Origin of the sequence: Cryobacterium sp. N21 (assembly GCF_002929575.1) — a bacterium.
Classification (GTDB): domain Bacteria; phylum Actinomycetota; class Actinomycetes; order Actinomycetales; family Microbacteriaceae; genus Cryobacterium; species Cryobacterium flavum.
This window is the reverse complement of sequence record NZ_PJJQ01000035.1, coordinates 203,542-224,704: the sequence shown is the minus strand read 5'-3', so window position 1 is coordinate 224,704 and position 21,163 is coordinate 203,542. Positions and strand designations below refer to the sequence as shown.

Below are 21,163 nucleotides of genomic sequence, written 5' to 3'. Positions count from 1 at the left end.
AGCCACTAGCGACGCCCGGACGGCCGCTTGCGCGCGCTGATCTGCTGCATCAACTTGTTCTGCATGTCGTCCAGGTGTACGCCGTTCTCGTCGACGTCGTGGCGGGTCCACTGGCCGGTTGCGTCGAGCCACCAGCTCGACGTGCGCGGATCCATCGCACGTTCGAACAGCGCATCGATCTCGACCAGATGCTCAGGGTCGACCAGCCGCACGAGAGCTTCGACCCGGCGGTCGAGGTTGCGGTGCATCATGTCGGCGCTACCGATGTACACCTGGGTTCCGCCGAGGCTGTGAAAGCTGAAGATGCGCGAGTGTTCGAGATACCGCCCGAGGATCGACCGCACCTGAATGTTCTCGCTCATGCCTACGACGCCCGGCCGCAGGCTGCAGATGCCGCGCACCCAGACGTCGACCTGCACGCCGGCCTGACTGGCCCGGTACAGCGCGTCGATGATGTCCTCATCGACCATCGAGTTCACCTTGATCCGGATGCCGCTGGTCTTACCGGCGAGCGCGTTCTCGGTCTCGATCGCGATGTGCTTCAGCAAAGCCTTCCGCAGGTGCAGTGGAGCCACCAGCAACCGCTTGAACTTCTTCTCAATGGCGTAACCCGACAACTCGTTGAACAGGCGGGTGAGGTCTTTGCCGACCTGGGCATCCGCTGTCAGCAGTCCGAGGTCTTCGTAGATGCGGCTGGTCTTGGGGTTGTAGTTTCCGGTGCCGATGTGGCTGTAGTGCCGCAGCACGCCCTTCTCGTAGCGCACCACGAGGGCGAGCTTGCAGTGGGTTTTCAGGCCGACCAGGCCGTAGACCACGTGCACGCCGGCTTTTTCGAGTTTGCGTGCCCAGGTGATGTTGGCCTGCTCGTCGAAGCGGGCCTTGATCTCCACCAGCGCGAGCACCTGCTTGCCGCTGTCGGCGGCGGCGATGAGGGCCTCGACGATGGGGCTGTCGCCGCTCGTGCGGTACAGCGTCTGCTTGATGGCGAGCACGTTCGGGTCGGCCGCGGCCTGCTCCAGAAAGGCCTGCACGCTCGTCGCAAAGGACTCGTAGGGGTGGTGCAGCAGCACGTCCTGCTTGGCGACCGCGGCGAAGATGTCCTGCTCGGCGTTGGGCTCGCTCGGCAACAGTTGCGCCGCCGTGGTCGGCACGTGCTTGGCGAAGTGCAGGTCGGGCCGGTCGATGCGCAGGTCGAACAGGCCGCCGAGGTCGAGCGGCGCGGGCAGGTGGTAGACCTCCTGCTCGGTCACGTCGAGCTCGCGCACGAGCAGGCCGAGGGTGACCTCGTCCATGTCCTCGGTGATCTCGAGCCGAATGGGCGGGCCGAACCGGCGACGCAGCAGCTCCTTCTCGAGCGCCTTGATCAGGTTCTCGGTTTCGTCTTCGTCGATCTCGACGTCTTCGTTGCGGGTGACCCGAAACACGTGGTGCTCGAGAATCTCCATGCCCGGGAACAGATCGCCGAGCTGGTTGGCGATCAGGTCTTCCAGGGCGATATAGCGGATGCGGTCAACCGACTCCCGGCGGTCGACCCGCACGAAGCGTGGCAGCATGGGTGGCACCTTGAGCCGGGCGAACTCCTGCTTGCCGGTCTTGGAGTTGCGCACCCGCACGGCCAGGTTGAGCGACAGGCCCGAAATATAAGGAAATGGATGCGCCGGATCAACCGCGAGAGGCATCAGCACCGGAAAAATCTGGTTAGAAAAATAGGTACGGAGCGAACGACGATCGGAGTCATCGAGGCTCTGCCAGTCGACGACTTCAATCCCGGCCTCGGCGAGGGCGGGGCGCACGAGGCTCTGGAAGGCGAGGGCGTGGCGATCCTGCAGGGCGTGGGCGGCGGCCGAGATGTCACTGAGCACGTCCTGGGCAGCGCGCCCCACGTTGGTTGGCACCGCCAGCCCGGTGAGGATGCGGCGCTTCAGGCCGGCGACGCGCACCATGAAGAACTCGTCGAGGTTGCTGGCGAAGATGGCGAGAAAGTTGGTGCGCTCCAGTACCGGCAGGCTCTCATCTTCGGCCAGTTCCAGAACCCGCTGGTTGAAGGCGAGCCAGCTCAGCTCGCGGTCGAGGTAGCGGTCGTCCGGCAGCGTGGGGTCGACTTTTTCGATGAGTGGGTCAAAGTCGTCATCGAAGTCTGTGAGTCCCGAGTCTGCTTGGGTGATTTCGCCGTCCATCTGACCATCCTGACACCGTTGGTCGCGCCGTCGCGACGAACCGGGTGAACGTCACGCGAAATTATGCCGGGGCCGTTGACTTTGCGGCGTGTCGGGTACCCAGTGTTACGTCGCGCGGTGTCAGTCGGTGGTGCCTCAGCCGGCGAGGCGGCGGTATTGCACGTCGACGGTGTGGTCGGTGAAGCCGAGCGCCCGATACAGGTGCACCGGGCCGAGGCTGTCGGCCTCGACATAGAGCGCGGCGCTCGTGCAACCGGCGTCAGCCAGGCGCTGCAGGCCGGCCTGCATGAGCACCCGGCCGAGCCCGCGGCCAGCGGCATCCGGATGCACCCCCACCACGTAAATTTCGCCGATCGCCCCGTCAACCTTGAGCCAGTTATAGCCGATCATGCGGCCGTCGGCGTCGCGCAGAATCAGAAAGTCGTCGGCATCGAACCAGTCCTCGGCCTGCCGCGCGGCCAGGTCGGCCTCGGTGATCGCACCCTGCTCCGGGTGGCTCGTGAACACCAACGCGTTGAGCGCGACCCATTCGGCGTCGTCAACTCCCACCCGAAATCCCGAAATACTCGCATCGCCCAAAACGGATGCCCCCGCCCCGCTCGCCGAGGCAGCCTCAGCTTCGCCCGCCACCTCGGCTTCCGGCGCAGCGTCAGATGCGCCTGCCCCGGCTTCAGCCGAAAAGAGTGGCTTGCGCAATTCCAGCAGTGTGCGGGCGGCGACGAACCGCAGTTCGATCGCGAGGGCGCGAGCAGCCGGATGATCGCCGTGCGACCAGGCGGTCAGCCCGTTGGGCTCGGTCGCTGCGAGTTCACGAAAGGCCGTTCGGCCAAACCCGCGTCGCCGATATTCCGGACTGATCACCAGGTCAATCTCCCCGCGTCCGCCCAGCGCTGCTCCCACGACGATCGTCGCCGCGGCGCCGACGTGACCGTCTCCGTTGGTCGAGCCCGTCGAGGCCGCCATACCGGGCACGTGACCTGTCTCGGTTTCGTGACCGGCAACGCGCACCAAATAGGCGGTCCGAAGACCAGCCTGCAGGTCATACAACGCCTGCTCATTGAACGGCGCGTACCCGTCGAAGGCAAGCGCCCCCGCGGCGACCCGGCGAAAGGTAGCCAGGCCAGCGGCATCCGCTGTACTAAGCGCGAACAGAATTCGGAACTCGTTCATCGTTCTCTTCGTGCACGTTGAACCGGTAGCCGACGTTGCGCACCGTGCCGATGATCGACTCCTGGTCGCCGAGCTTGGCGCGTAGGCGCCGCACGTGCACGTCGACCGTGCGGGTGCCGCCGAAATAGTCGTAGCCCCAGACTTCGCTCAGCAGTTGTTCGCGGGTGAACACCCGTGACGGGTGCGCCGCCAGAAACCGCAGCAGTTCGAACTCCTTATAGGTGAGGTCGAGCGGTTTGCCGTGCACCTTTGCCGAATAGCTCGCCTCGTCGATGACGACGCCGGCGGCGCGAATCGTGTTCGACGGCGAGGTTTGGGCGAGGCGGCCTGCGGTCAGGCGGATGCGGGCATCCGCTTCGGCCGGGCCGGCTGTGTCGAGGATGACGTCGTCGACGCCCCAATCGGGGCTGACGGCGGCGAGGCCGCCCTCGGTGATCACGAGCAGCAGGGGAGTGGAGCTGCCCATCGTGCGCAGTATCTGGCAGAGCGACTTGGCCGCGGCCAGATTGGTGCGGGCGTCGACCAGAATGAGGTCAGAGTCGGGCGCGTTGATGAGCTGGTCCGCTTGGGCGGGAATCAGCCGTGCGCTGTGCGACAGCAACGCCAGGGCGGGGAGTACATCATTGTTGGCCGCCGAGGTCAGGATCAACAACTGCGCCACTCGCGCCCTCCAAGTATCTCGAATTTCATACTAGCGTGCCATGGAACGCGGGCGGTCAGGCACAATAGAGACGTGAGCTGGCACTGGAAAACGATCGCGACCGTGTGGGTATTGGCGATTGTAGGCGCTGTGCTCACCGCGATTCTCGCCACGCCCGCCTCAGCGATCGGCTGGATCGGCCTCACCCTCGCCCTCTGCACGCTCGTCACGCTGGGCCTGCAGATCGCCACCGGCACCAAAGAGGGCTACGTCAAACGGGTCACCATGAGCATCACCGGGGCCATCGTCATTCTCGTGGTGGCGACAATCGTCGTCTCGCTCTGATGCGCCCCCACTAGACTCGCAGCATGGATCTGTTAGCGCTAGAACTTTTCTTCCTGGGCCTCCTGGGGCTCGCCAGCTTGTCGATCGCCTGGGTGTCCGGCATGGTTGTTTACAAGCTGTACCGGGGGCAGCGGTAAGTACGTATGTTTGACCTTCCGGTCGGTTTGCCGTCCGAACTTGTTCCGCTCTCCTGGTTGATCGGAGTCTGGGAAGGCTCCGGCGTGCTCGAATACAAAATCGGCGAGGAGTCGGTCAGCCGCACCTTCGGCCACCGCATCAGCTTCAGCCACGACGGCCTGCCGCACCTGAACTACAGCTCCTACACCTGGCTCGAGCCCGAATCCGCAACGGATGCCGCCGCTCGCGCGGCAGCGTCTGAAATGGATGCCGCCGTGCCCGCTGAAACGGAGGCCGCCGCGCCCGCTGAAACGCCCGCGTCCTCCGAAGCGGGCGCGGCGGCATCCGCTGAAACGCGCGCCGTGAACTTGCCGCCCGAGCTGATGTCGGACGAAAGAACCCCGCTGGTCACCGAAACCGGATACTGGCGGCTCAGTCGCCATCAGGGCGACGGCGACCCCGGACCCGGCATGCTGCCCCGCACCGGGGAACGTCCATTCACGTCGGCTGCGGCCGTGGAAACGTTGCGCAACCGTGATGGTGGCTTCGACATCGAGGTCACCCTCGTGCACCCCGGCGGCGTCGCCGAGCTCTACCTCGGGCAGGTCAAGGGTCCGCGCATCGACCTCGCAACGGATGCCGTGCTCCGCACCGCGGGCGCCAAACCCTACGCGGCCGCCACCCGCCTCTACGGCCTCGTCGACAATCACCTGCTCTGGGCCTGGGACATCGCCGCCCTCGGCCAGGACCTCCGCACCCACGCCTCCGGCCGCCTGGCTCGCGTCCAGTAGCCCCTCCCCTTTGGGGACGGGGCCCAGGCCCCGTCCACGGGCCCAGTTTATAAACTGGGCCCATGGTCATAAGGTGGGCCCGTTCGCCCGAGCAGTCGCCCCACCCCGAATAAATCACGCACCCGTACTGTTGATACGGGGGAACCCCCAGCCGCCGTCAACCCGGCCGGCAGAATTGAGCGACATGACAGACCCGGTAACAACCGTCTCCCCGCTGCTGACCCTGCCCGGCGCGGTGCAGTCCGAAGGAATCGACACCGGCGTCGCCGCCCACTATGGCAACCCCTTGATCGAGCAGCGCACCCTCGCTGCCGGCCGCGCCATCGTCGACCTCTCGCACCGCGGCGTGCTCTCCGTCGCCGGCCCCGACCGCCTCACCTGGCTCAACTCGATCGCCAGCCAGGAGCTGAAAGCCCTGAAACCCGGCGAATCCACCGAGATGCTGCTGCTCGACCCCACCGGACGCCTCGAATTCGCCATCCGCGTGCTCGACGACGGCGTCGAAACCTGGCTCCTCCTCGAAGCCGCCGAACTGCCCGCCCTGCACACCTTCCTCGACCGCATGAAGTTCATGCTGCGCGTTCAGGTCGTCGACCACACCCTCGCCTACGCCACGATCGGCGCCATGACGGATGCCCCCGCCACCGTCGGCCTCGCCGCCGCCGCACCCAACGACGTGCCCCTGACCTGGCTGGACCCCTGGGCCTCCGTCACCCGCGGCGGCCACCAGTACGCCGAGACCCCCGTACATCCCGGAACCCTCTGGACCTACACCGAAACCCTCGTACCGCGCGCGAGCCTGCCAGCCCTGCGCGATGCCCTCGCCGCCGGAACCCTGACGGTAACGCCCGCCCTCGCCGCCGCGCCCGCCGAAACACCCGCGCTCGGCACGCCCGACACCCGGACCGCGCCGGCCCGCGAGACCAGCGCCGCAACATCCGCTTCACCAGTGAAACCCGCCGGACTCCTCGCCCTCGAAGCCCTGCGCATCGCCGCCTGGCGCCCGCGCCGGGCCCGCGAGGTCGATGAGAAGAGCATCCCACACGAGCTGGACTGGCTGCGTACCGCCGTGCACCTGAGCAAGGGCTGCTACCGCGGGCAAGAGACCGTGGCGAAGGTGCACAACCTCGGCCACCCGCCCCGCCGCCTCGTCATGCTGCACCTCGACGGCTCAGAGGGAGTGCTTCCCGCCCCGGGCGACCCCGTGCAGGCCGATCGCGTCCGGCCCGAGCAAGAAGCCGAGCGGGTCACCGTCGGCGCCATAACTTCGAGCGCGATCCACTACGAGCTCGGCCCGATCGCCCTCGCCGTGATCAAGCGCACCATTCCGGCCGCGTCGACGCTGTACGTCGAGTCCGAGGGAATCAGCATCTCGGCCGCCCAGGAAATCATCGTGCCGCAGTCCGCCGGATCCGTCGCCGACATCCCGCGCCTGCCCCGCCTCGGAGTGCGCACCGCGCACTAGCCTGCGGTTGCCTCAAATTCAGGCTACGGACTATATTTTCGCGCCTTCGGCGAGAGCTTGACGTAGACGGGTATCGGCGGCACCGTTCAAAACTGCGGAGATTCTCGTTCGCAGCCCCTGATGAAACATGGCAGATTGGGCCTGATCCCTCCGAAATCTCCGCAGTCTTGTCAGCCAACACGACGAGGGCGCTGCCGCGCGCGCAATCACGCGGGTGGCGGCATCCGTTGTGGCCGCACGTACTGCTGCAGCCAACGCCTGCCCGCACGAACACCGACCGCCCTCGATAGAGTGGGCACATGTCTGCCCCCTACACACTCGTCCTCCTCCGTCACGGCCAAAGCACCTGGAACCAGCAGAACCTGTTCACCGGCTGGGTGGACGTTCGCCTCAGCGAGCAAGGCGCCACCGAGGCCGCGCGCGCCGGCGTGCTGCTGAAGGACGCCGGCTTGCTGCCCGACGTGCTGCACACCAGCCTGCTGTCCCGCGCCATCCAGACCGCGAACCTCGCGCTCGAGGAAGCCGACCGCATGTGGATCCCCGTGAAGCGCTCCTGGCGCCTCAACGAACGCCACTACGGCGGGCTGCAGGGCCTCGACAAGGCCGCCACCCAGGCCAAGTTCGGCCAGGACCAGTTCATGCTGTGGCGCCGTTCCTACGACACCCCGCCGCCCGTGCTCGACGACTCCAGCGAATTCTCGCAGGCGCACGACGCCCGCTACGCCGGCCTCGGCCCCGACCTGCCCCGCACCGAATGCCTCAAAGACGTCGTCGAGCGGATGCTGCCCTACTGGCAGTCCGACATCGTTCCCGACCTGCAGGCGGGCAAGACCGTGCTGGTCACCGCGCACGGCAACTCGCTGCGGGCCCTGGTCAAGCACCTCGACGGAATCAGTGACGCGGACATCGCCGAGCTGAACATTCCCACCGGAATCCCGCTCGTCTACCAGCTCGGCGAAGACCTCATGCCGCTGGCGCCGGGGCAGTACCTCGACCCCGAGGCGGCAGCCGCCGGAGCGGCCGCAGTAGCAGCCCAAGGCAACAAGAAGTAGCCGGCATAGAAGGCCCCGGAGTAGGACCTCCGGGGCCTCTCGCGTGCCAGAAATCAGACGTTGTCGTCCTGGTGCCAGGCCCCGGTGCCGAGGTACTGCACCTTCTTGGCGATGGACACCGCGTGGTCCGCGAAACGTTCGTGGTATCGGCTGGCCAGGGTCGCGTCGACGGTGTCGGCCGCGAGTCCCTTCCAGGTCTCGCCGAGCACGGCGTCGAACACGCTCAGGTGCAGGGCGTCGACCTTGTCATCCTCGTTGCGAATGGTGTCGGCGAGGTGCATGTCCTGGTGGGTGAGCAGCTCGGTGAGCATGTTCGCGATGACCACGTCGAGGGCGCCCATCTCGGCGAAGGTGCCGCGCAGCCCCTTGGGGATGACCTTGTCGGGAAAACGGTACCGGGCTAGCTGGGCGATGTGGGTGGCGAGGTCGCCCATCCGCTCGAGGGAGGCGCTGATGCGCAGGGCGCTGACCACGATGCGCAGGTCGCGGGCGACCGGCTGCTGGCGCGCGAGAATGGTGATGGCGAGCTCGTCAAGCTCGACCGTGAGCTCGTCGATCTTCTCGTCTTCAGTGATGGCCTCTTCGGCCAAACCCACGTCGCTTTCGTTGAAAGCGCGAGTGGCCTTGTCCATGGAGATCGCGACGAGGCGCGAAATTTCCACGAGTCGCTGCTGAACTTCGGCGAGTTCTTGTTGAAATACATCGCGCATGGGGGTGTTCCTTCCTTGCCGCGCGAACACGCACGATCGGTTTATGATGTCGAATTCAGGTTAACGGCAGGTGCCGCAGACTTGAACACTTTCTAAAGTACAGGCTCCCGCACACCCACGCTGCGAACGACGGCCGAAGACTGTCAGTAATCTGTAGAGATGGAATCGACGTGGCTGGTGTTGCTGTCGCTGGCACTCGGACTCGGTGTTGGCGCCGGGTTCGTGTCGCTCGTGCACGTCGCCGAGCGTCACGGTCGCCGCGCCTCTGAGGTAGTGAACCCAGCGGTACCGGACGGTATCGATCAGGTGCTCGACGCCCTCGAGACTGCCGGGGTCGTTCTCGACCCGTCGAACAACGTGATCAAGACCAGCCCGGGAGCCCTCACCCTCGGGCTGGTCTGGAACCAGCAGCTCGTGCACCCCGAACTGCTCGAACTGGCCCGCCGGGTACGGCTGACCGGCGAGCCGATCAGTGAAGACCTCGTGCTCTCCCGCGGCCCGTTCGGCGACGCGAGCATGCGCTTTCGGGTGCGCTTGGCCCGACTCGGCACACGCTACGTGCTGCTTCTGGCCGAGGACCGCACCGAAGCGTTTCGCCTCGACGAGGTGCGCCGCGACTTCGTGGCCAACATCAGCCACGAGCTGAAAACCCCCATCGCCTCCGTCGGGCTGCTCGCCGAGGCGCTCGACAAGGCAGCGGATGAACCGGAGCAGGTTCGCCGGTTCGCCAACCGGTTAACGACAGAGTCGGCCAGGCTCGGCCGCCTCACCCAGGAGATCATCGAACTCTCCAGGCTGCAGGCGCAGGACGCCCTCGCCGAACCGGAGATTCTCAAGGTCGACGACATCGTCGCCGCCGCGGTCGACCAAAGCCGGGTGGTCGCCGAGGCCGAGCGCATCACGATCGTCATCGGCAAGAAGTCCGGCGCCCTGGTCTTCGGTGATGAGGCACTGCTCACCGTGGCCGTGCACAATCTGGTCGCGAACGCGGTGAACTATTCCCTCGAGGGGTCCCGGGTGGGCGTCGGCGTGCGCCTGCAGAAGGGCATCGTCGAGATCACCGTGACCGACCAGGGCGTCGGAATTGCCGAGGCCGACCTCGATCGGGTGTTTGAACGCTTTTTCCGAGTCGACCAGGCCCGGTCCCGGCACACCGGCGGTACCGGCCTCGGCCTGTCCATCGTCAAGCACGTCGTGCAGAACCACGGCGGCGACATTCGAGTCTGGTCGCAGCCCGGCAGCGGATCCACCTTCACCATTCGCCTTCCAGAGGCGGCGAAGCCCGTCGACACTATCCAACCGAAACGAGCCGTCCGTGCGGCGGCAGGAGACACACTATGACACGCATCCTCTTGGTTGAAGACGAGAGCGCACTGAGCGAGCCGCTCAGCTTTCTGCTCGAGCGTGAGGGCTACGAGGTCGTCGTAGCCGAAGACGGCCCGAGCGCGATCAGCGAGTTCGACCAGAACGGCACCGACCTGATTCTGCTCGACCTGATGCTGCCCGGCATTCCGGGTACCGAGGTGTGCCGGGAGATTCGTACCCGGTCGACCGTGCCGATCATCATGCTCACGGCGAAGGATTCCGAAATTGACATCGTCGTCGGGCTCGAGCTCGGCGCCGACGATTATGTCACGAAGCCGTATTCCACCCGCGAACTGGTCGCCCGCATTCGCGCGGTGCTGCGGCGGCACGAAGACGAGAGCACGGCCGATGTGGACACCATGCTCACGGCCGGCACGGTGCGCATGGACGTGGAGCGGCACGCCGTCACCGTCTCCGGCGAGCTCGTCAACATGCCGTTGAAGGAATTCGAACTGCTCGAATTTCTGCTGCGCAACGCCGGCCGGGTGCTTACCCGCGGCCAGCTCATCGATCGGGTCTGGGGCACCGACTACTTCGGTGACACCAAGACGCTCGACGTGCACATCAAACGCATTCGCTCGCGCATCGAAACTGCGCCCTCCGAGCCGGTGATGCTCGTCACCGTTCGCGGGCTGGGTTACCGGTTCGAAGCGTAGCCCGAAAGACAGCTCAGGCCGCCGACCCGCAGGGGGGCGACGGCCTGAGCTAGAAGAACGTTACGCGGCGGGCGTGGCCGTCGGTGTTGGTGTTTCGGTGGGAGTCTCGGTCGGTGCGAGCGTGGGCATCAGGGTCGAATACTCGCCCTGGGTGCCAGAAAGAACGGGCAGCAGCAGTTCGATGCCGGTCTCTTCGCCGTACTGGAAGAACACCGGAAACAGCGAGCCGGGCTGGCTGCCCATGTTCTCCAGCACCACCGAGGGGGCGCCGTCGGTGCCGAACGTCACGGTGGTGTTGGCCTCGACTGGAATGTCCTGCGACACCGTGCCGGTGCTGGACTTGTACTGCACGAGCACCTGCTGCAGGGTGTCCGTCGGATTAACAACGGAGACGATGAGGTTGGCCAGTTCGCCGTCGGCGGAGACCAGTAGGGCGTTGCGAACGTGGATTTCGCCGACGTCTCCGCTCACGCCGTCACTCGCGTTGTACTGAATCGAGGTGGCCTGCGGTGCGAAAAATCCGCACGCGCTCGTGCCCAACAGAATGCCAGCCGCCAAGACGACGGATGCAGCGATGCGCGCTCTCACAAGACCTCCACTTACTGAAAGCAGCGCGCGACAGTGGCCGACGCTGCAAAATTCTCTTTGTCACTAGCTTAGCGGCGTGTGTGAGCGCACGATTGTCGGCCGGTGCCTCGCGGGGGCGCGCGTACTGTAGCACCTCGAAGCTGTGGTATCTTAGAAGTTGCTGAAGGGATCACATCCATGCTGTTTCAGGTTGGCGAAACCGTCGTATATCCCCACCATGGTGCCGCAATGATCACCGAGGTGAAGACCCGCATCATCAAGGGCGAAGAGAAGCTGTACCTCAAGCTGAATGTCACCCAGGGTGATCTCACCATCGAAGTTCCCGCCGAAAACGTCGACCTCGTCGGCGTTCGCGATGTGATCGGCCAGGACGGCCTCGACAAGGTGTTCGAAGTGCTACGCGCACCGTTCACCGAAGAGCCCACCAATTGGTCCCGCCGGTACAAGGCCAATCTCGAAAAGCTGGCAAGCGGCGATGTGATCAAGGTGTCAGAGGTCGTGCGCGACCTGTGGCGCCGCGACCAGGACCGTGGTCTATCTGCCGGCGAGAAGCGCATGCTGGCCAAGGCTCGCCAAATCCTGATCAGCGAGCTGGCCCTGGCCGAAAAGACCGACGAAGAGAAAGCGTCCACCGTTCTCGATGAGGTCCTTGCTTCCTGACTATTCTTTCGTGAGGGGCGGCGCCGTGAGGCGCCGCCTTTTGCATGTTCCCTCGCACTTCACCAGATAGATACCCTCCAGATATGACTGTTTCCACCGATTCGCCGGCAGAGCCCCTCCGCGGCGCTCGACCCGAACCCGCCTCCGCTGTCGCCGCGACGCCCACGGTCGCGGTCATTGTGGTCGCTGCCGGCAGCGGAACCCGCCTCGGCCACGCCGAACCCAAAGCATTCGTGCTGTTGCATATGCGCCCGCTGCTCGACCATGCCTTAGATTCCATTTTCGGCATGAACGAGCCGGTGCAGATCATCGTGGTCGCCCCCGTCGATCGGGAAGCGGATGCCCGCGCCATCGCCGTCCGCGCCGTCGCCCGCCACGAGGCGCCCACCGGGTCCGTGACCGTGGTCGCCGGGGGACGCACCCGTCAGGACTCCGTGGACCAGGGCATGAACGCCCTGCTGCCGAGCGTCGACGTGGTGCTCGTACACGACGCCGCCCGCGCACTCACCCCTGCCGCACTGTGCGACGAGGTCGTCGCCGCTGTGCGCGCCACCGGGCACGGCGTCATTCCGGGCCAGCCCGTGGTCGACACCATCAAGCGTGTCGCCGAATCCGGTGCCATTCTTGGAACCGTCGATCGGTCGGAACTCTCCGCAGTGCAGACCCCGCAAGGGTTTCCCCGCGCCATGCTCGAGGCCGCCCGCGCCTGGGCCGTGCAGAACGGCCGGTTCGAAGCGCTCACCGACGACGCAGCGCTCGTGGCCGACGCCGGGAATCCGGTGAGCGTGATCGGTGGGCATCCGCTGGCCTTCAAGATCACGACGCCCGAAGACCTCGAGCGCGCCGATCTGATTCTGCAGGCTGCCGCCCCGCAGCCCACACTGCTTCCGCGCATCGGCACCGGCCTCGATGTGCACGCCTTCGCGGCCGACGACACGACGGAACTCTGGCTGGCCGGATTATATTGGCCGGGGGAGAGCGGACTCAGCGGACACAGCGACGGCGATGTCGCGGCCCACGCCATCTGCGATGCCCTTCTTGGAGCCGCCGGACTCGGCGACATTGGCAGCGTATTCGGCACGGCCGATCCGCGCTTCAGCGGTGCCCACGGCCACGTTTTTCTCGAGGAAACCGTGCGCCTGGTTGCGGCCGCCGGCTACCGGGTCGGCAACGTTTCGGTGCAGATCATCGGCAACCGCCCCAAGTTCTCACCGCGTCGGGCCGAAGCCGAAACGCGGCTCTCCGGCATCCTCTCTGCACCGGTCAATATCGCCGCGACCACCACGGATGCGCTCGGTTTCACCGGACGCGGGGAAGGTATCGCCGCGACGGCAACCGCGCTGCTCTACGCTGCCCCCGAGCCGGGTCAGACCCCTGACCTAAACTGGGAGGCGTGACCATGCAACTGTACGATTCGAAGGCGCAAGCCTTGCGCGACTTTGTCCCCCTCGAAGCGGGCCAGGTCTCGATGTACGTGTGTGGCCCCACCGTGCAGTCCAGCCCGCACATCGGTCATCTGCGCAGCGCCTTGGTCTACGACCAGTTGCGTCGCTGGCTCAGCTACCGCGGCATGAATGTCACCTTCGTGCGCAACGTCACCGACATCGACGACAAGATCCTGATCAACGCGAAGGGCTCGAGCGAGCAGTGGTGGGCGCTCGCGTACCGCTACGAACTCGAGTTCACCGCCGGCTACCAGCGCCTCGGCATTCTCGCCCCCACCTACGAGCCGCGCGCGACGGCGAGCATCACCGAGATGCAGACCCTCATATCCACCCTGATCGAGCGCGGCCACGCGTATGCTGCCCCCGACGCGTCCGGCGACGTCTACTTCGACAGTGCCAGCTGGGCGGCCTATGGCGCGCTCACGCACCAGTCGCCCGGCAATATGGAAGCGGCAGCGGATCCCTCCCCGCGCGCCAAGCGCGACCCCCGCGACTTCGCCCTGTGGAAGGGCTCCAAGGTCGGCGAACCCGACTCCGCAGCCTGGTCGTCGCCGTGGGGCCAGGGGCGTCCGGGCTGGCACATCGAGTGCTCGGCCATGGCCGCGCGCTACCTCGGCGACCACTTCGACATTCACGGCGGCGGACTGGATCTGCGGTTTCCGCACCACGAGAACGAACTGGCCCAATCGAACGCGGCCGGCAGCGACTTCGCGAACTACTGGGTGCACAACGGTCTGGTCAACGTGAACGGGCAGAAGATGAGCAAGTCGCTCGGCAACTCGGTGTTCGCGGCCGAACTGCTTGAACAGGCCCGCGCCATCGTCGTGCGCTACTTTCTGGGCGCTGCCCACTACCGATCCACCATCGACTACAACGAGGGCTCGCTGGCCGAGGCCGAAGCCGCCCTCGAACGGGTCGAGAGTTTTCTCGACCGCGCCGATCGTCGGCTGGCCGGAACCCGGTTCGCCGGCACTGGCGTCGAGGTCGTGCCCGATGATTTCGCCGCGGCGATGGACGACGACCTCGCCGTTCCGCAAGCGCTCGGCGTGCTGCACGACACCGTGCGCGCCGGTAACGCCGCGCTGGATGCCGAAGACCTTCACGCTGCGGCATCCGCTCGCAGTGAAGTACTCGCGATGAGCGAAGTGCTGGGAATCAACCCTTTGTCGCCCGGCTGGGCCGTGGCAACAGACGAACCGGCCATGGTGGCCCTGAGTGCGTTGGTCGAGCGACTGCTCGGCGACCGCAACGACGCCCGCGAAAACCGCGACTATGCGGCCGCAGACCGAATCCGGGACGAACTCGTCGCCGCCGGAATTACCATCGAAGACACCCCGTCGGGTGCCCATTGGAGCTTTGACTGATGAAGAATCTTGACCGCAAATCGCGCACTGGATCGGTGCGCAAGGGCAGCCGCGGAGCCCAGGTCGGCTCCGGCGGCCAGGGCCGTCAGGCGCTCGAGGGCAAAAAGCCCACCCCCAAGGCCGAAGACCGTCCGTACCACCCCGCCGGTAAGCGTAAGGCGGCCGCCGAGCGGTTCACTGCTGCCGGTGGCTTCAACTCGCGCCCCGCAGCGGATGCCTCCGCCAACCGTGGCGGCTCGCGCGGCGGCACCCCGGCTCGCGGCAGCGCCCCCCGCGGTGGTGCCCGCGGCGCCTCGCAGGGTGCACCCCAGCGCGGCACCGGCAACACCGGCGGTGGCGGATCCTCGACGCGTCGCGCCAAGCAGATCGACGAGCACGAGATTGTCACCGGTCGTAACTCGGTGCTCGAGGCGCTGCGCGCCAAGATCCCGGCGCTGACCCTCTACATTGCCGCGCGCATCGAAATGGATGAGCGGGTCAAAGAGGTTCTGCTCATGGCGACCAGCCGTAATATCCCCATCCTCGAGGTCATGCGCCCCGAACTCGACCGTCTCGCCGGTCGCGACGCCGTGCACCAGGGCCTCGCCCTCAAGGTTCCCGCGTATGAGTATGCGCACCCGATGGAGCTGCTCGAACTCACGATCAGCCGCGGCCACAAGCCGTTGTTCGTGGCCCTCGACGGCATCACCGACCCGCGCAACCTAGGCGCGATCATCCGCTCGACCGCTGCGTTCGGCGGCCACGGAATCATCGTGCCGCAGCGTCGCTCGGTCGGCGTCACGGCCTCAGCCTGGAAGACCAGCGCCGGCGCCGCGGCGCGCACGCCCGTCGCCATGGCGAGCAACCTCACCCAGACGCTGAAGGCGCTCAAGGCGCAGGGCGTGTTCGTGCTCGGACTCGACGGTGGCGGCGACGTGTCGCTGCCCGACCTCGGCATCGGCTTCGCCGAACGCCCGATCGTGATCGTCGTCGGGAGCGAGGGCAAAGGCCTGTCTCGCCTCGTCACCGACACCTGCGACGCGATCGTCTCGATTCCGATCAGCGCGGCGACCGAGTCGCTCAATGCCGGAATCGCCGCCGGCGTCACCCTCTACGAGGTGGCTCGTCTCCGCGCCCAAATCAAGCAGGCCAAGCAGGCTGCCAAGCTCTCCTAGCCCCCGCCGCGTGGTCGGGGCCCAGGCCCCGTCCACGGGCCCAGTTTATAAACTGGGCCTATGGTCATAAGGTGGGCCCGAAGAGGTCGGGCTCGTCCGATTGCGTGGGGCCTGTGTCGCGTCCGTTCGTGCGGTCCGATTTCCGCGTTGCTCTTGCCTACTGGACGGGGCCCAGGCCCCGTCCACGGGCCCAGTCTATAAACTGGGCCTGTGGTCATAACGTGGGCCCGATGACCACCGCGATGGCGTGAACGTCCCGACAGGTGCTTGTCCTCCACAGCGGATGTTTTGCCCCACTGTGCACAGATCAGTCGCTGTCCCAGCGTCCACCTCCTGACAATGGTGACACTGAATCATGCTTGACATTCTGGATGTCCCCAATGCCCACAACGACGGTCTGATTCTCGCCGAGTCCCTCTGGGCAGCGGGCCTGAACACGCGCGCCGTGCGCGCATTGCTTGCGAATGGTGAGCTGGTGCGCATCCGGCGCGGTGTCTACACTCTGGGCGCCACGTGGCGCGGCGCCGAGAGCGACGACCGGTATCGACTATTCGTTCGCGCGACTGTGGCCACGGCCGAGCAGCCGCTCCTCCTCTCGCACCTCTCGGCGGCAGCGCTGCACAATCTGCCGATCATCGGTCCGTGGCCGAACGTCGTGCACGCCATCAACAACGAAACCGCCGGGGGCAGTAGCGCCCGGTTCACAACGAGCCATCGGAGCGTGGTGGAGCCCGAACAGGTGGTGATCGACGGATGCGCTGCCACCACACTCGCGCGCACCCTCATCGATGTCGCAGCCACCTCGAGCTTTCTCGTCGGCGTCACGATGATGGACCACGCCCTGCGCGTCGAGGCGGAGCGCGCCGAGAACGAACGCCGAATGGGCATCCCCGGTGCTGCGGCCCTCGCCAAGGAGGATCTCTACGCGGAACTGATGATGGTGCATCCGAGACGCGGAGGCCCGAAGGTGCGTCGGATCATAGACTTCTCGAATTTGCTTTCCGCTAACCCTGGCGAGTCGATGAGCCGGGTGCGCATGGCCGAGCTGGGCTTCGAGATACCCGAACTGCAGGTGCGCTTCGTAGTGCACGGGCGGGAGTACTGGGTCGACTTCTATTGGCCTAGAGTGCGCAAGATCGGTGAGTTCGACGGCAAAATCAAATACACGCGGGGCGCAATATTGGGCGACCGCCACCCCGGCGAGGTGGTCGTCGTCGAAAAGAATCGAGAGAATCTCCTGCGCCCAGAAGTCAACAGCTTCGACCGTTGGGACTGGGACACGGCCTACTCGCCCCGCCTATTCTACGAATTCCTGATTCAGCACAACGTTCCGCGCGCGTAATCAGGCAGCGGATGCGCCCCGCGCGCAACCGGGACATCGCGCGTCCTCGTCGTCACGGCGTTCGGGTCCACCTTGTGGACCGGTTCATGAACCGGGCCCGTTGATGGGGCCCGGGCCCTGTCCGCACAGACTGCGGCCCGGGCCCCGCGGGGGTGGATGCCCGTGTGCGCACCGACCGCGCGCGCCTGCACCTCTGTGGGCCCAGCTTGTGGCCCGGGGCCCAGTTTATAAACTGGGCCCAGGGACGGGGCCCGGGCCCCGTCCCTGATGGCGAGGCTAGACCTTGAGCATCCAGTCGTCGGCATCGTCGGGGTCAGAAGACGTGTCGTCGCCGAGCTGCGTGCGAATCGGCAGGGTGATGGCCTCGGTGACGGGGTCCATCACGGTGGCCTCGTCCCGGCGGTGGCGCAGCACATCCTGCACGTAGGACGTGACAGCCTCGGCGAGCGGGATGTCCCGGGACTGGTTCTGCGCCATGTACCAACGGTGATCGAGCAGCTGGTGAAACACCTGCGCCCGCTCGAGCTTGCCCTGCAGTTCCTCGGGAATGGCCCGCACCACCGGCTCGAACACCCGCACCAGCCACTCGTGGGCGACCATCTCCTCGTCCGCGGCCGGCGAACCGTAAGCGGCCCGGTACGAATCCAGGTCGTTCAGCAGGCGGCGGGCCTGGTTCTCTTCGGCGTCGAGGCCGGTCAAGCGCAGCAGCCGGCGCTGGTGGTGGCCGGCGTCGACGACCTTCGGCTGAATCCGCACGCTCGAGCCAGCGCTGTCGGTCTTGATTGCCAGTTCCTCGATGTCGAAACCGAGGTCGTTCAGGCGTTGCACGCGCTGGGTGATGCGCCAGCGTTCGGAGTTGGAGAATGACTCCGAGCCGGTGAGCTCTTTCCAGAGCAGTCGGTAGGCGGCGACGATTCCGTTGCTGACCCGAATCGGGTCGAGCTCGTCGGCGACCCGGCCACCGGCTTCGAGGTCCATGAGCTCCCCGGCGATGTTCACCCGAGCAATTTCGAGGTCGTTTTCGCGCTGGCCGTTCGACAACCCGCCCGAATACAACTGCCCGGTTTCGGCATCGACGAGATAGGCGGCAAAGGCACCGGCATCGCGGCGAAACAGGGTGTTCGAGAGCGACACGTCGCCCCAGAAGAACCCGATCATGTGCAGCCGCACGAGCAGCACGGCGAGGGCGTCGACCAGCCGGGTAGCGGTATCCGGTCGCAGGGCGTGCGAATACAGGGCGCGGTAGGGGAGTGAGAACTTGAGGTGACGCGTGACCAAAACCGAATTCAGCGGGTCGAGGTCGGCATCCGTTCTGTTGGTGATGACGGCGACCGGCTCGACGCAGGGGATCTCGAGGTTGGCCAGGGTGCGCAACATGTCGTACTCGCGCTTGGCCATCTCGCTCGTGGTCTCTTTGATGGCGACCACCCGCCCACTCAGGTGGGCGAAGCGCACGAGGTGGCGCGAAATGCCCTTGGGCAGCGAGGCGATGTTCTCATTCGGCCAGGCATCGAGGGGCAACTGCCACGGCAGGTCGAGCAGGGCAGGGTCGGCAGTGGCCGCGATGATATTGAGGGAACCGCTCATGGTTGGAGCCTAACCGGCGGGAGGGAGCGAGCCCCTCCCGCCGTTCATGGAGACTAGTCGGTGACGGCGCCGCCGAGGCGCAGGCCGCTTTCCGCGTCGAACACGTGCAGGTGGTTCGGGGTAGCCGTGAGGTACACCGTCTCGCCGGCGTTCGGGTGCGAGCGGCCGTCGACGCGAGCGACGATGTCGGTGCGCTTGCCCTCGATGGTGGAGTGGCCGTAGAGGTAGCCGTCGGCGCCGAGTTCTTCAACCAGGTCGACCTCGATCTGCAGTCCGTCGCCAGCGGTGGACGACATCTGGATGTCCTCCGGGCGAATTCCCACGGTGACCTTCTTGCCGGTCGAGCTGGCGAGCGTCTCGCGCTGCACCGGAACGGTCGCGGTGCCGAACTTGATGCCGCCATCGACGGTGTCGGCGAGGAACAGGTTCATCGCGGGGCTGCCGATGAAGCCGGCCACGAACACGTTCTGCGGCTTCGCGTACAGGTCGCGGGGCGAACCGACCTGCTGCAGGATGCCGTCCTTCAGTACCGCAATCCGGTCACCCATGGTCAGGGCCTCGGTCTGGTCGTGGGTCACGTAGACGGTCGTGACTCCGAGGCGGCGCTGCAGTGACGCGATCTGCGTACGCGTCTGCACGCGCAGCTTGGCGTCAAGGTTGGAGAGCGGCTCGTCCATCAGGAACACCTGAGGCTGACGAACGATCGCGCGGCCCATGGCAACGCGCTGGCGCTGGCCACCAGAAAGTGCCTTCGGCTTGCGGCTGAGGTAGGGCTCGAGGTCGAGCAGCTTGGCGGCTTCGAGCACGCGGGCGGCGCGCTCGTCCTTGTTGATGCCGGCGATCTTGAGCGCGAAGCCCATGTTCTCGGCGACGGTCATGTGCGGGTACAGCGCGTAGTTCTGAAAGACCATGGCGATGTCGCGGTCTTTTGGCGGGACATCGGTCACGTTGCGGTCACCGATAAGAATGTTGCCATCGTTGACCTCTTCGAGGCCGGCGAGCATTCGCAGTGAAGTGGACTTGCCGCAGCCGGACGGGCCGACCAAAACCAGGAATTCGCCATCGGCGACCTGCAGGTCGAGCTGGTCAACAGCCGGCCTCGTGGAACCAGGGTAGAGCCGGGTTGCCTTGTCAAAGGTCACTGAAGCCATGATTATTACTCCTTCACCGGCAGGAACGTGCCGGACGATCCGTTGTGAATAGGATTTGTGCGTCGCGCGCCAAAGAGAGCGACATTTCCATTATTACACGACGGATGCCCCGGCGCCGGTCCGCCCCCCGTTTGGTCGTTTCCCAGTCAGGGGATCTACTATTCCAGAGGTGCCTTCACGTGCGCCCCTACTTCTCGAAAGTGAATTTTTATGACTATTGGCGGGCCAAGCGACAGCAGTCCCTCAAAAAACCGGCGGCGTGACGCCGCCCGGGTCAAGGCAAAGCAGCTACGAGTCAGCCAAAAGAAGAAGGACCGCCGCAACAAACTGTTCTTGCAGGGCGGCATCGCTATCGCCGCCGTTGCCATCGTCGTTCTGGTCTCCGTCATCATCGTGAATTCGATCAAACCGTCAGGTCCGGGCCCGAAAAATATGGCCAGTGACGGCGCTCTTATCGGCGAGGGCATGGTTACCGCGCTGACGCCCGCGCTGCAGCCCGACGCGAACCTGCGGGCATCCGAACCGGATACCTCCGGCGCCGTCGCCAACATTCGCATCTATGTCGACTACCTCTGCCCGCTCTGTGGCGACTTCGAAGACGCCAACAACGAACAGATCGCCAACTGGGTCGATTCTGGAGCTGCGACCGTTGAAATTCACCCGGTGGCCATTCTCACGAGCAAGTCCGCCGGCACCAAGTACTCCCTGCGGGCGGCGAACGCTGCAGCCTGCGTCGCCAACTACTCGCCAGATGATTTCTTCGCCTTCAGCTCGGCCCTGTTCGTTGACCAGCCGGAAGAGACGTCGCCCGGCCGCAGCAACGACGAGATTAAGGCCGTCGTGAAGGATTCCGGCGTGAGCACGGCGGTCTCCAACATCAACTCCTGCATCGATGACGGCACCTATGAATCGTGGGTCAAGGCGGCAACCAATCGCGCGCTCGACGGCCCCATACCCAATTCCTCGATCAAGGCGATCACGAGCGCCCCCACCGTGCTCGTCAATGGCAAGCCGTACACCGGGTCGATCGAAGACCCGAAGGAGTTCGCGTCCTTCGTGCAGGTGGCCCTCGGTGAGACGTACTCCACCTCGACGCCGACGCCCGAACCAACACCCGGCGGGTAGTTACCAGCGGATGCCCCACGCGCATCCGTTTGGCTGTTGCCCGTGGCGGCCCCGAAATCATTTAGGATGGTCTTTCGAGGCTTTGGCCTCATGCCGGCCTGGCGCAATTGGTAGCGCACCACTCTTGTAAAGTGGGGGTTACGGGTTCAAGTCCCGTGGCCGGCCCCACAAACCCCTACTCCCAACTGGGAAGTAGGGGTTTTTGTCTGCCGGTTCGACGCTCTCTCCCCAGGGCCGCACACGGCCTCCACGTACACTG

19 protein-coding genes and 1 tRNA gene are annotated in these 21,163 nt (G+C 65.7%); 13 read left to right on the top strand and 7 right to left on the bottom strand.

Annotated features, from left to right (window positions below; translation table 11 throughout):
• Positions 1–5: 5 nt before the first annotated feature.
• From CXY77_RS15425 to CXY77_RS15415, 3 genes are all read right to left on the bottom strand, one after another.
• Entirely contained in the window at positions 6–2,177 is a 2,172-nt protein-coding gene (locus tag CXY77_RS15425; RefSeq protein ID WP_104089125.1) for an RNA degradosome polyphosphate kinase, read from the bottom strand.
• A 135-nt stretch (positions 2,178–2,312) separates the two neighbouring features.
• The gene (mshD, locus tag CXY77_RS15420) at positions 2,313–3,347 is read right to left on the bottom strand and encodes a mycothiol synthase (RefSeq protein WP_104130419.1); all 1,035 of its coding nucleotides are present in this window, start codon (positions 3,345–3,347) and stop codon (positions 2,313–2,315) included.
• On the bottom strand, positions 3,316–4,008 hold the full coding sequence (locus CXY77_RS15415) for a response regulator transcription factor (RefSeq protein ID WP_092341823.1): 693 nt from the start codon (positions 4,006–4,008) through the stop codon (positions 3,316–3,318). Before CXY77_RS15415 ends, mshD begins: the two co-directional genes overlap by 32 nt.
• Before the next feature lie 72 nt (positions 4,009–4,080).
• Between CXY77_RS15415 and CXY77_RS15410 the strand changes: the two genes are divergently transcribed.
• The 4 genes from CXY77_RS15410 (at position 4,081) to CXY77_RS15395 (ending at position 7,757) form a co-directional block, all read left to right on the top strand.
• Complete coding sequence (locus CXY77_RS15410; RefSeq protein ID WP_092341824.1) at positions 4,081–4,332, top strand: hypothetical protein; 252 nt, start codon at positions 4,081–4,083, stop codon at positions 4,330–4,332.
• Between the two features lie 143 nt (positions 4,333–4,475).
• A complete protein-coding gene (locus CXY77_RS15405) occupies positions 4,476–5,240 on the top strand; it encodes an FABP family protein (protein ID WP_104130418.1) in 765 nt (254 codons plus the stop codon).
• A gap of 184 nt (positions 5,241–5,424) precedes the next feature.
• Positions 5,425–6,705, top strand: coding sequence for a folate-binding protein YgfZ (locus CXY77_RS15400; protein ID WP_092341826.1), 1,281 nt, complete (start codon positions 5,425–5,427; stop codon positions 6,703–6,705).
• A gap of 299 nt (positions 6,706–7,004) precedes the next feature.
• Positions 7,005–7,757, top strand: a complete 753-nt coding sequence (locus tag CXY77_RS15395; RefSeq protein ID WP_092341827.1) for a phosphoglyceromutase — start codon at positions 7,005–7,007, stop codon at positions 7,755–7,757.
• A gap of 53 nt (positions 7,758–7,810) precedes the next feature.
• Here the strand turns inward: CXY77_RS15395 and phoU are convergent, their stop codons facing one another.
• Positions 7,811–8,467: a phosphate signaling complex protein PhoU gene (phoU, locus tag CXY77_RS15390; protein WP_092341828.1), complete on the bottom strand. Its 657-nt coding sequence runs from the start codon at positions 8,465–8,467 to the stop codon at positions 7,811–7,813.
• Between the two features lie 159 nt (positions 8,468–8,626).
• On the opposite strand from phoU, the gene CXY77_RS15385 reads away from it, so the two are divergent.
• On the top strand, positions 8,627–9,808 hold the full coding sequence (locus tag CXY77_RS15385; protein WP_092341829.1) for a cell wall metabolism sensor histidine kinase WalK: 1,182 nt from the start codon (positions 8,627–8,629) through the stop codon (positions 9,806–9,808).
• On the top strand, positions 9,805–10,488 hold the full coding sequence (locus CXY77_RS15380; RefSeq protein WP_104130417.1) for a response regulator transcription factor: 684 nt from the start codon (positions 9,805–9,807) through the stop codon (positions 10,486–10,488). Before CXY77_RS15385 ends, CXY77_RS15380 begins: the two co-directional genes overlap by 4 nt.
• A 60-nt stretch (positions 10,489–10,548) precedes the next feature.
• On the opposite strand, the gene CXY77_RS15375 is transcribed toward CXY77_RS15380, so the two are convergent.
• The gene (locus CXY77_RS15375; protein ID WP_092341831.1) at positions 10,549–11,076 is read right to left on the bottom strand and encodes a hypothetical protein; all 528 of its coding nucleotides are present in this window, start codon (positions 11,074–11,076) and stop codon (positions 10,549–10,551) included.
• 177 nt (positions 11,077–11,253) lie between these two features.
• On the opposite strand from CXY77_RS15375, the gene CXY77_RS15370 reads away from it, so the two are divergent.
• From CXY77_RS15370 to CXY77_RS15350, 5 genes are all read left to right on the top strand, one after another.
• The gene (locus CXY77_RS15370; protein WP_092341832.1) at positions 11,254–11,736 is read left to right on the top strand and encodes a CarD family transcriptional regulator; all 483 of its coding nucleotides are present in this window, start codon (positions 11,254–11,256) and stop codon (positions 11,734–11,736) included.
• Between the two features lie 83 nt (positions 11,737–11,819).
• Entirely contained in the window at positions 11,820–13,133 is a 1,314-nt protein-coding gene (gene ispD / locus CXY77_RS15365) for a 2-C-methyl-D-erythritol 4-phosphate cytidylyltransferase (protein WP_104130416.1), read from the top strand.
• Positions 13,130–14,545 carry a cysteine--tRNA ligase gene (cysS, locus tag CXY77_RS15360; RefSeq protein WP_092341834.1) on the top strand — a complete coding sequence of 472 codons (1,416 nt, stop codon included), beginning with the start codon at positions 13,130–13,132 and terminating at the stop codon, positions 14,543–14,545. Before ispD ends, cysS begins: the two co-directional genes overlap by 4 nt.
• Positions 14,545–15,699 (top strand): 23S rRNA (guanosine(2251)-2'-O)-methyltransferase RlmB, encoded by a 1,155-nt coding sequence (gene rlmB / locus CXY77_RS15355; RefSeq protein ID WP_104130415.1) that lies wholly within the window; start codon positions 14,545–14,547, stop codon positions 15,697–15,699. Before cysS ends, rlmB begins: the two co-directional genes overlap by 1 nt.
• Before the next feature lie 355 nt (positions 15,700–16,054).
• Positions 16,055–17,041 (top strand): type IV toxin-antitoxin system AbiEi family antitoxin domain-containing protein, encoded by a 987-nt coding sequence (locus CXY77_RS15350; RefSeq protein ID WP_104130414.1) that lies wholly within the window; start codon positions 16,055–16,057, stop codon positions 17,039–17,041.
• 276 nt (positions 17,042–17,317) lie between these two features.
• Here CXY77_RS15350 and CXY77_RS15345 read toward each other — a convergent pair whose 3' ends face one another.
• Positions 17,318–18,628: a DUF4032 domain-containing protein gene (locus CXY77_RS15345; RefSeq protein WP_092341837.1), complete on the bottom strand. Its 1,311-nt coding sequence runs from the start codon at positions 18,626–18,628 to the stop codon at positions 17,318–17,320.
• A 53-nt stretch (positions 18,629–18,681) separates the two neighbouring features.
• Entirely contained in the window at positions 18,682–19,779 is a 1,098-nt protein-coding gene (locus tag CXY77_RS15340; protein ID WP_092341838.1) for an ABC transporter ATP-binding protein, read from the bottom strand.
• A 210-nt stretch (positions 19,780–19,989) separates the two neighbouring features.
• Between CXY77_RS15340 and CXY77_RS15335 the strand changes: the two genes are divergently transcribed.
• Positions 19,990–20,904, top strand: coding sequence for a thioredoxin domain-containing protein (locus tag CXY77_RS15335; RefSeq protein ID WP_092341839.1), 915 nt, complete (start codon positions 19,990–19,992; stop codon positions 20,902–20,904).
• 92 nt (positions 20,905–20,996) lie between these two features.
• Positions 20,997–21,072, top strand: a tRNA-Thr gene (locus CXY77_RS15330).
• Positions 21,073–21,163: the final 91 nt, after the last annotated feature.

Excerpts from the sequence above, each read along its gene's own strand:
- mshD (WP_104130419.1), bottom strand. The coding sequence starts at position 3,347 with ATGAACGAGTTCCGAATTCTGTTCGCGCTTAGTACAGCGGATGCCGCT.
- CXY77_RS15350 (WP_104130414.1), top strand. The coding sequence starts at position 16,055 with ATGCTTGACATTCTGGATGTCCCCAATGCCCACAACGACGGTCTGATT.
- phoU (WP_092341828.1), bottom strand. The coding sequence starts at position 8,467 with ATGCGCGATGTATTTCAACAAGAACTCGCCGAAGTTCAGCAGCGACTC.
- CXY77_RS15335 (WP_092341839.1), top strand. The coding sequence starts at position 19,990 with ATGACTATTGGCGGGCCAAGCGACAGCAGTCCCTCAAAAAACCGGCGG.
- CXY77_RS15340 (WP_092341838.1), bottom strand. The coding sequence starts at position 19,779 with ATGGCTTCAGTGACCTTTGACAAGGCAACCCGGCTCTACCCTGGTTCC.
- CXY77_RS15425 (WP_104089125.1), bottom strand. The coding sequence starts at position 2,177 with ATGGACGGCGAAATCACCCAAGCAGACTCGGGACTCACAGACTTCGAT.
- CXY77_RS15405 (WP_104130418.1), top strand. The coding sequence starts at position 4,476 with ATGTTTGACCTTCCGGTCGGTTTGCCGTCCGAACTTGTTCCGCTCTCC.
- CXY77_RS15380 (WP_104130417.1), top strand. The coding sequence starts at position 9,805 with ATGACACGCATCCTCTTGGTTGAAGACGAGAGCGCACTGAGCGAGCCG.
- ispD (WP_104130416.1), top strand. The coding sequence starts at position 11,820 with ATGACTGTTTCCACCGATTCGCCGGCAGAGCCCCTCCGCGGCGCTCGA.
- CXY77_RS15400 (WP_092341826.1), top strand. The coding sequence starts at position 5,425 with ATGACAGACCCGGTAACAACCGTCTCCCCGCTGCTGACCCTGCCCGGC.
- CXY77_RS15345 (WP_092341837.1), bottom strand. The coding sequence starts at position 18,628 with ATGAGCGGTTCCCTCAATATCATCGCGGCCACTGCCGACCCTGCCCTG.
- CXY77_RS15395 (WP_092341827.1), top strand. The coding sequence starts at position 7,005 with ATGTCTGCCCCCTACACACTCGTCCTCCTCCGTCACGGCCAAAGCACC.
- rlmB (WP_104130415.1), top strand. The coding sequence starts at position 14,545 with ATGAAGAATCTTGACCGCAAATCGCGCACTGGATCGGTGCGCAAGGGC.
- CXY77_RS15385 (WP_092341829.1), top strand. The coding sequence starts at position 8,627 with ATGGAATCGACGTGGCTGGTGTTGCTGTCGCTGGCACTCGGACTCGGT.
- CXY77_RS15370 (WP_092341832.1), top strand. The coding sequence starts at position 11,254 with ATGCTGTTTCAGGTTGGCGAAACCGTCGTATATCCCCACCATGGTGCC.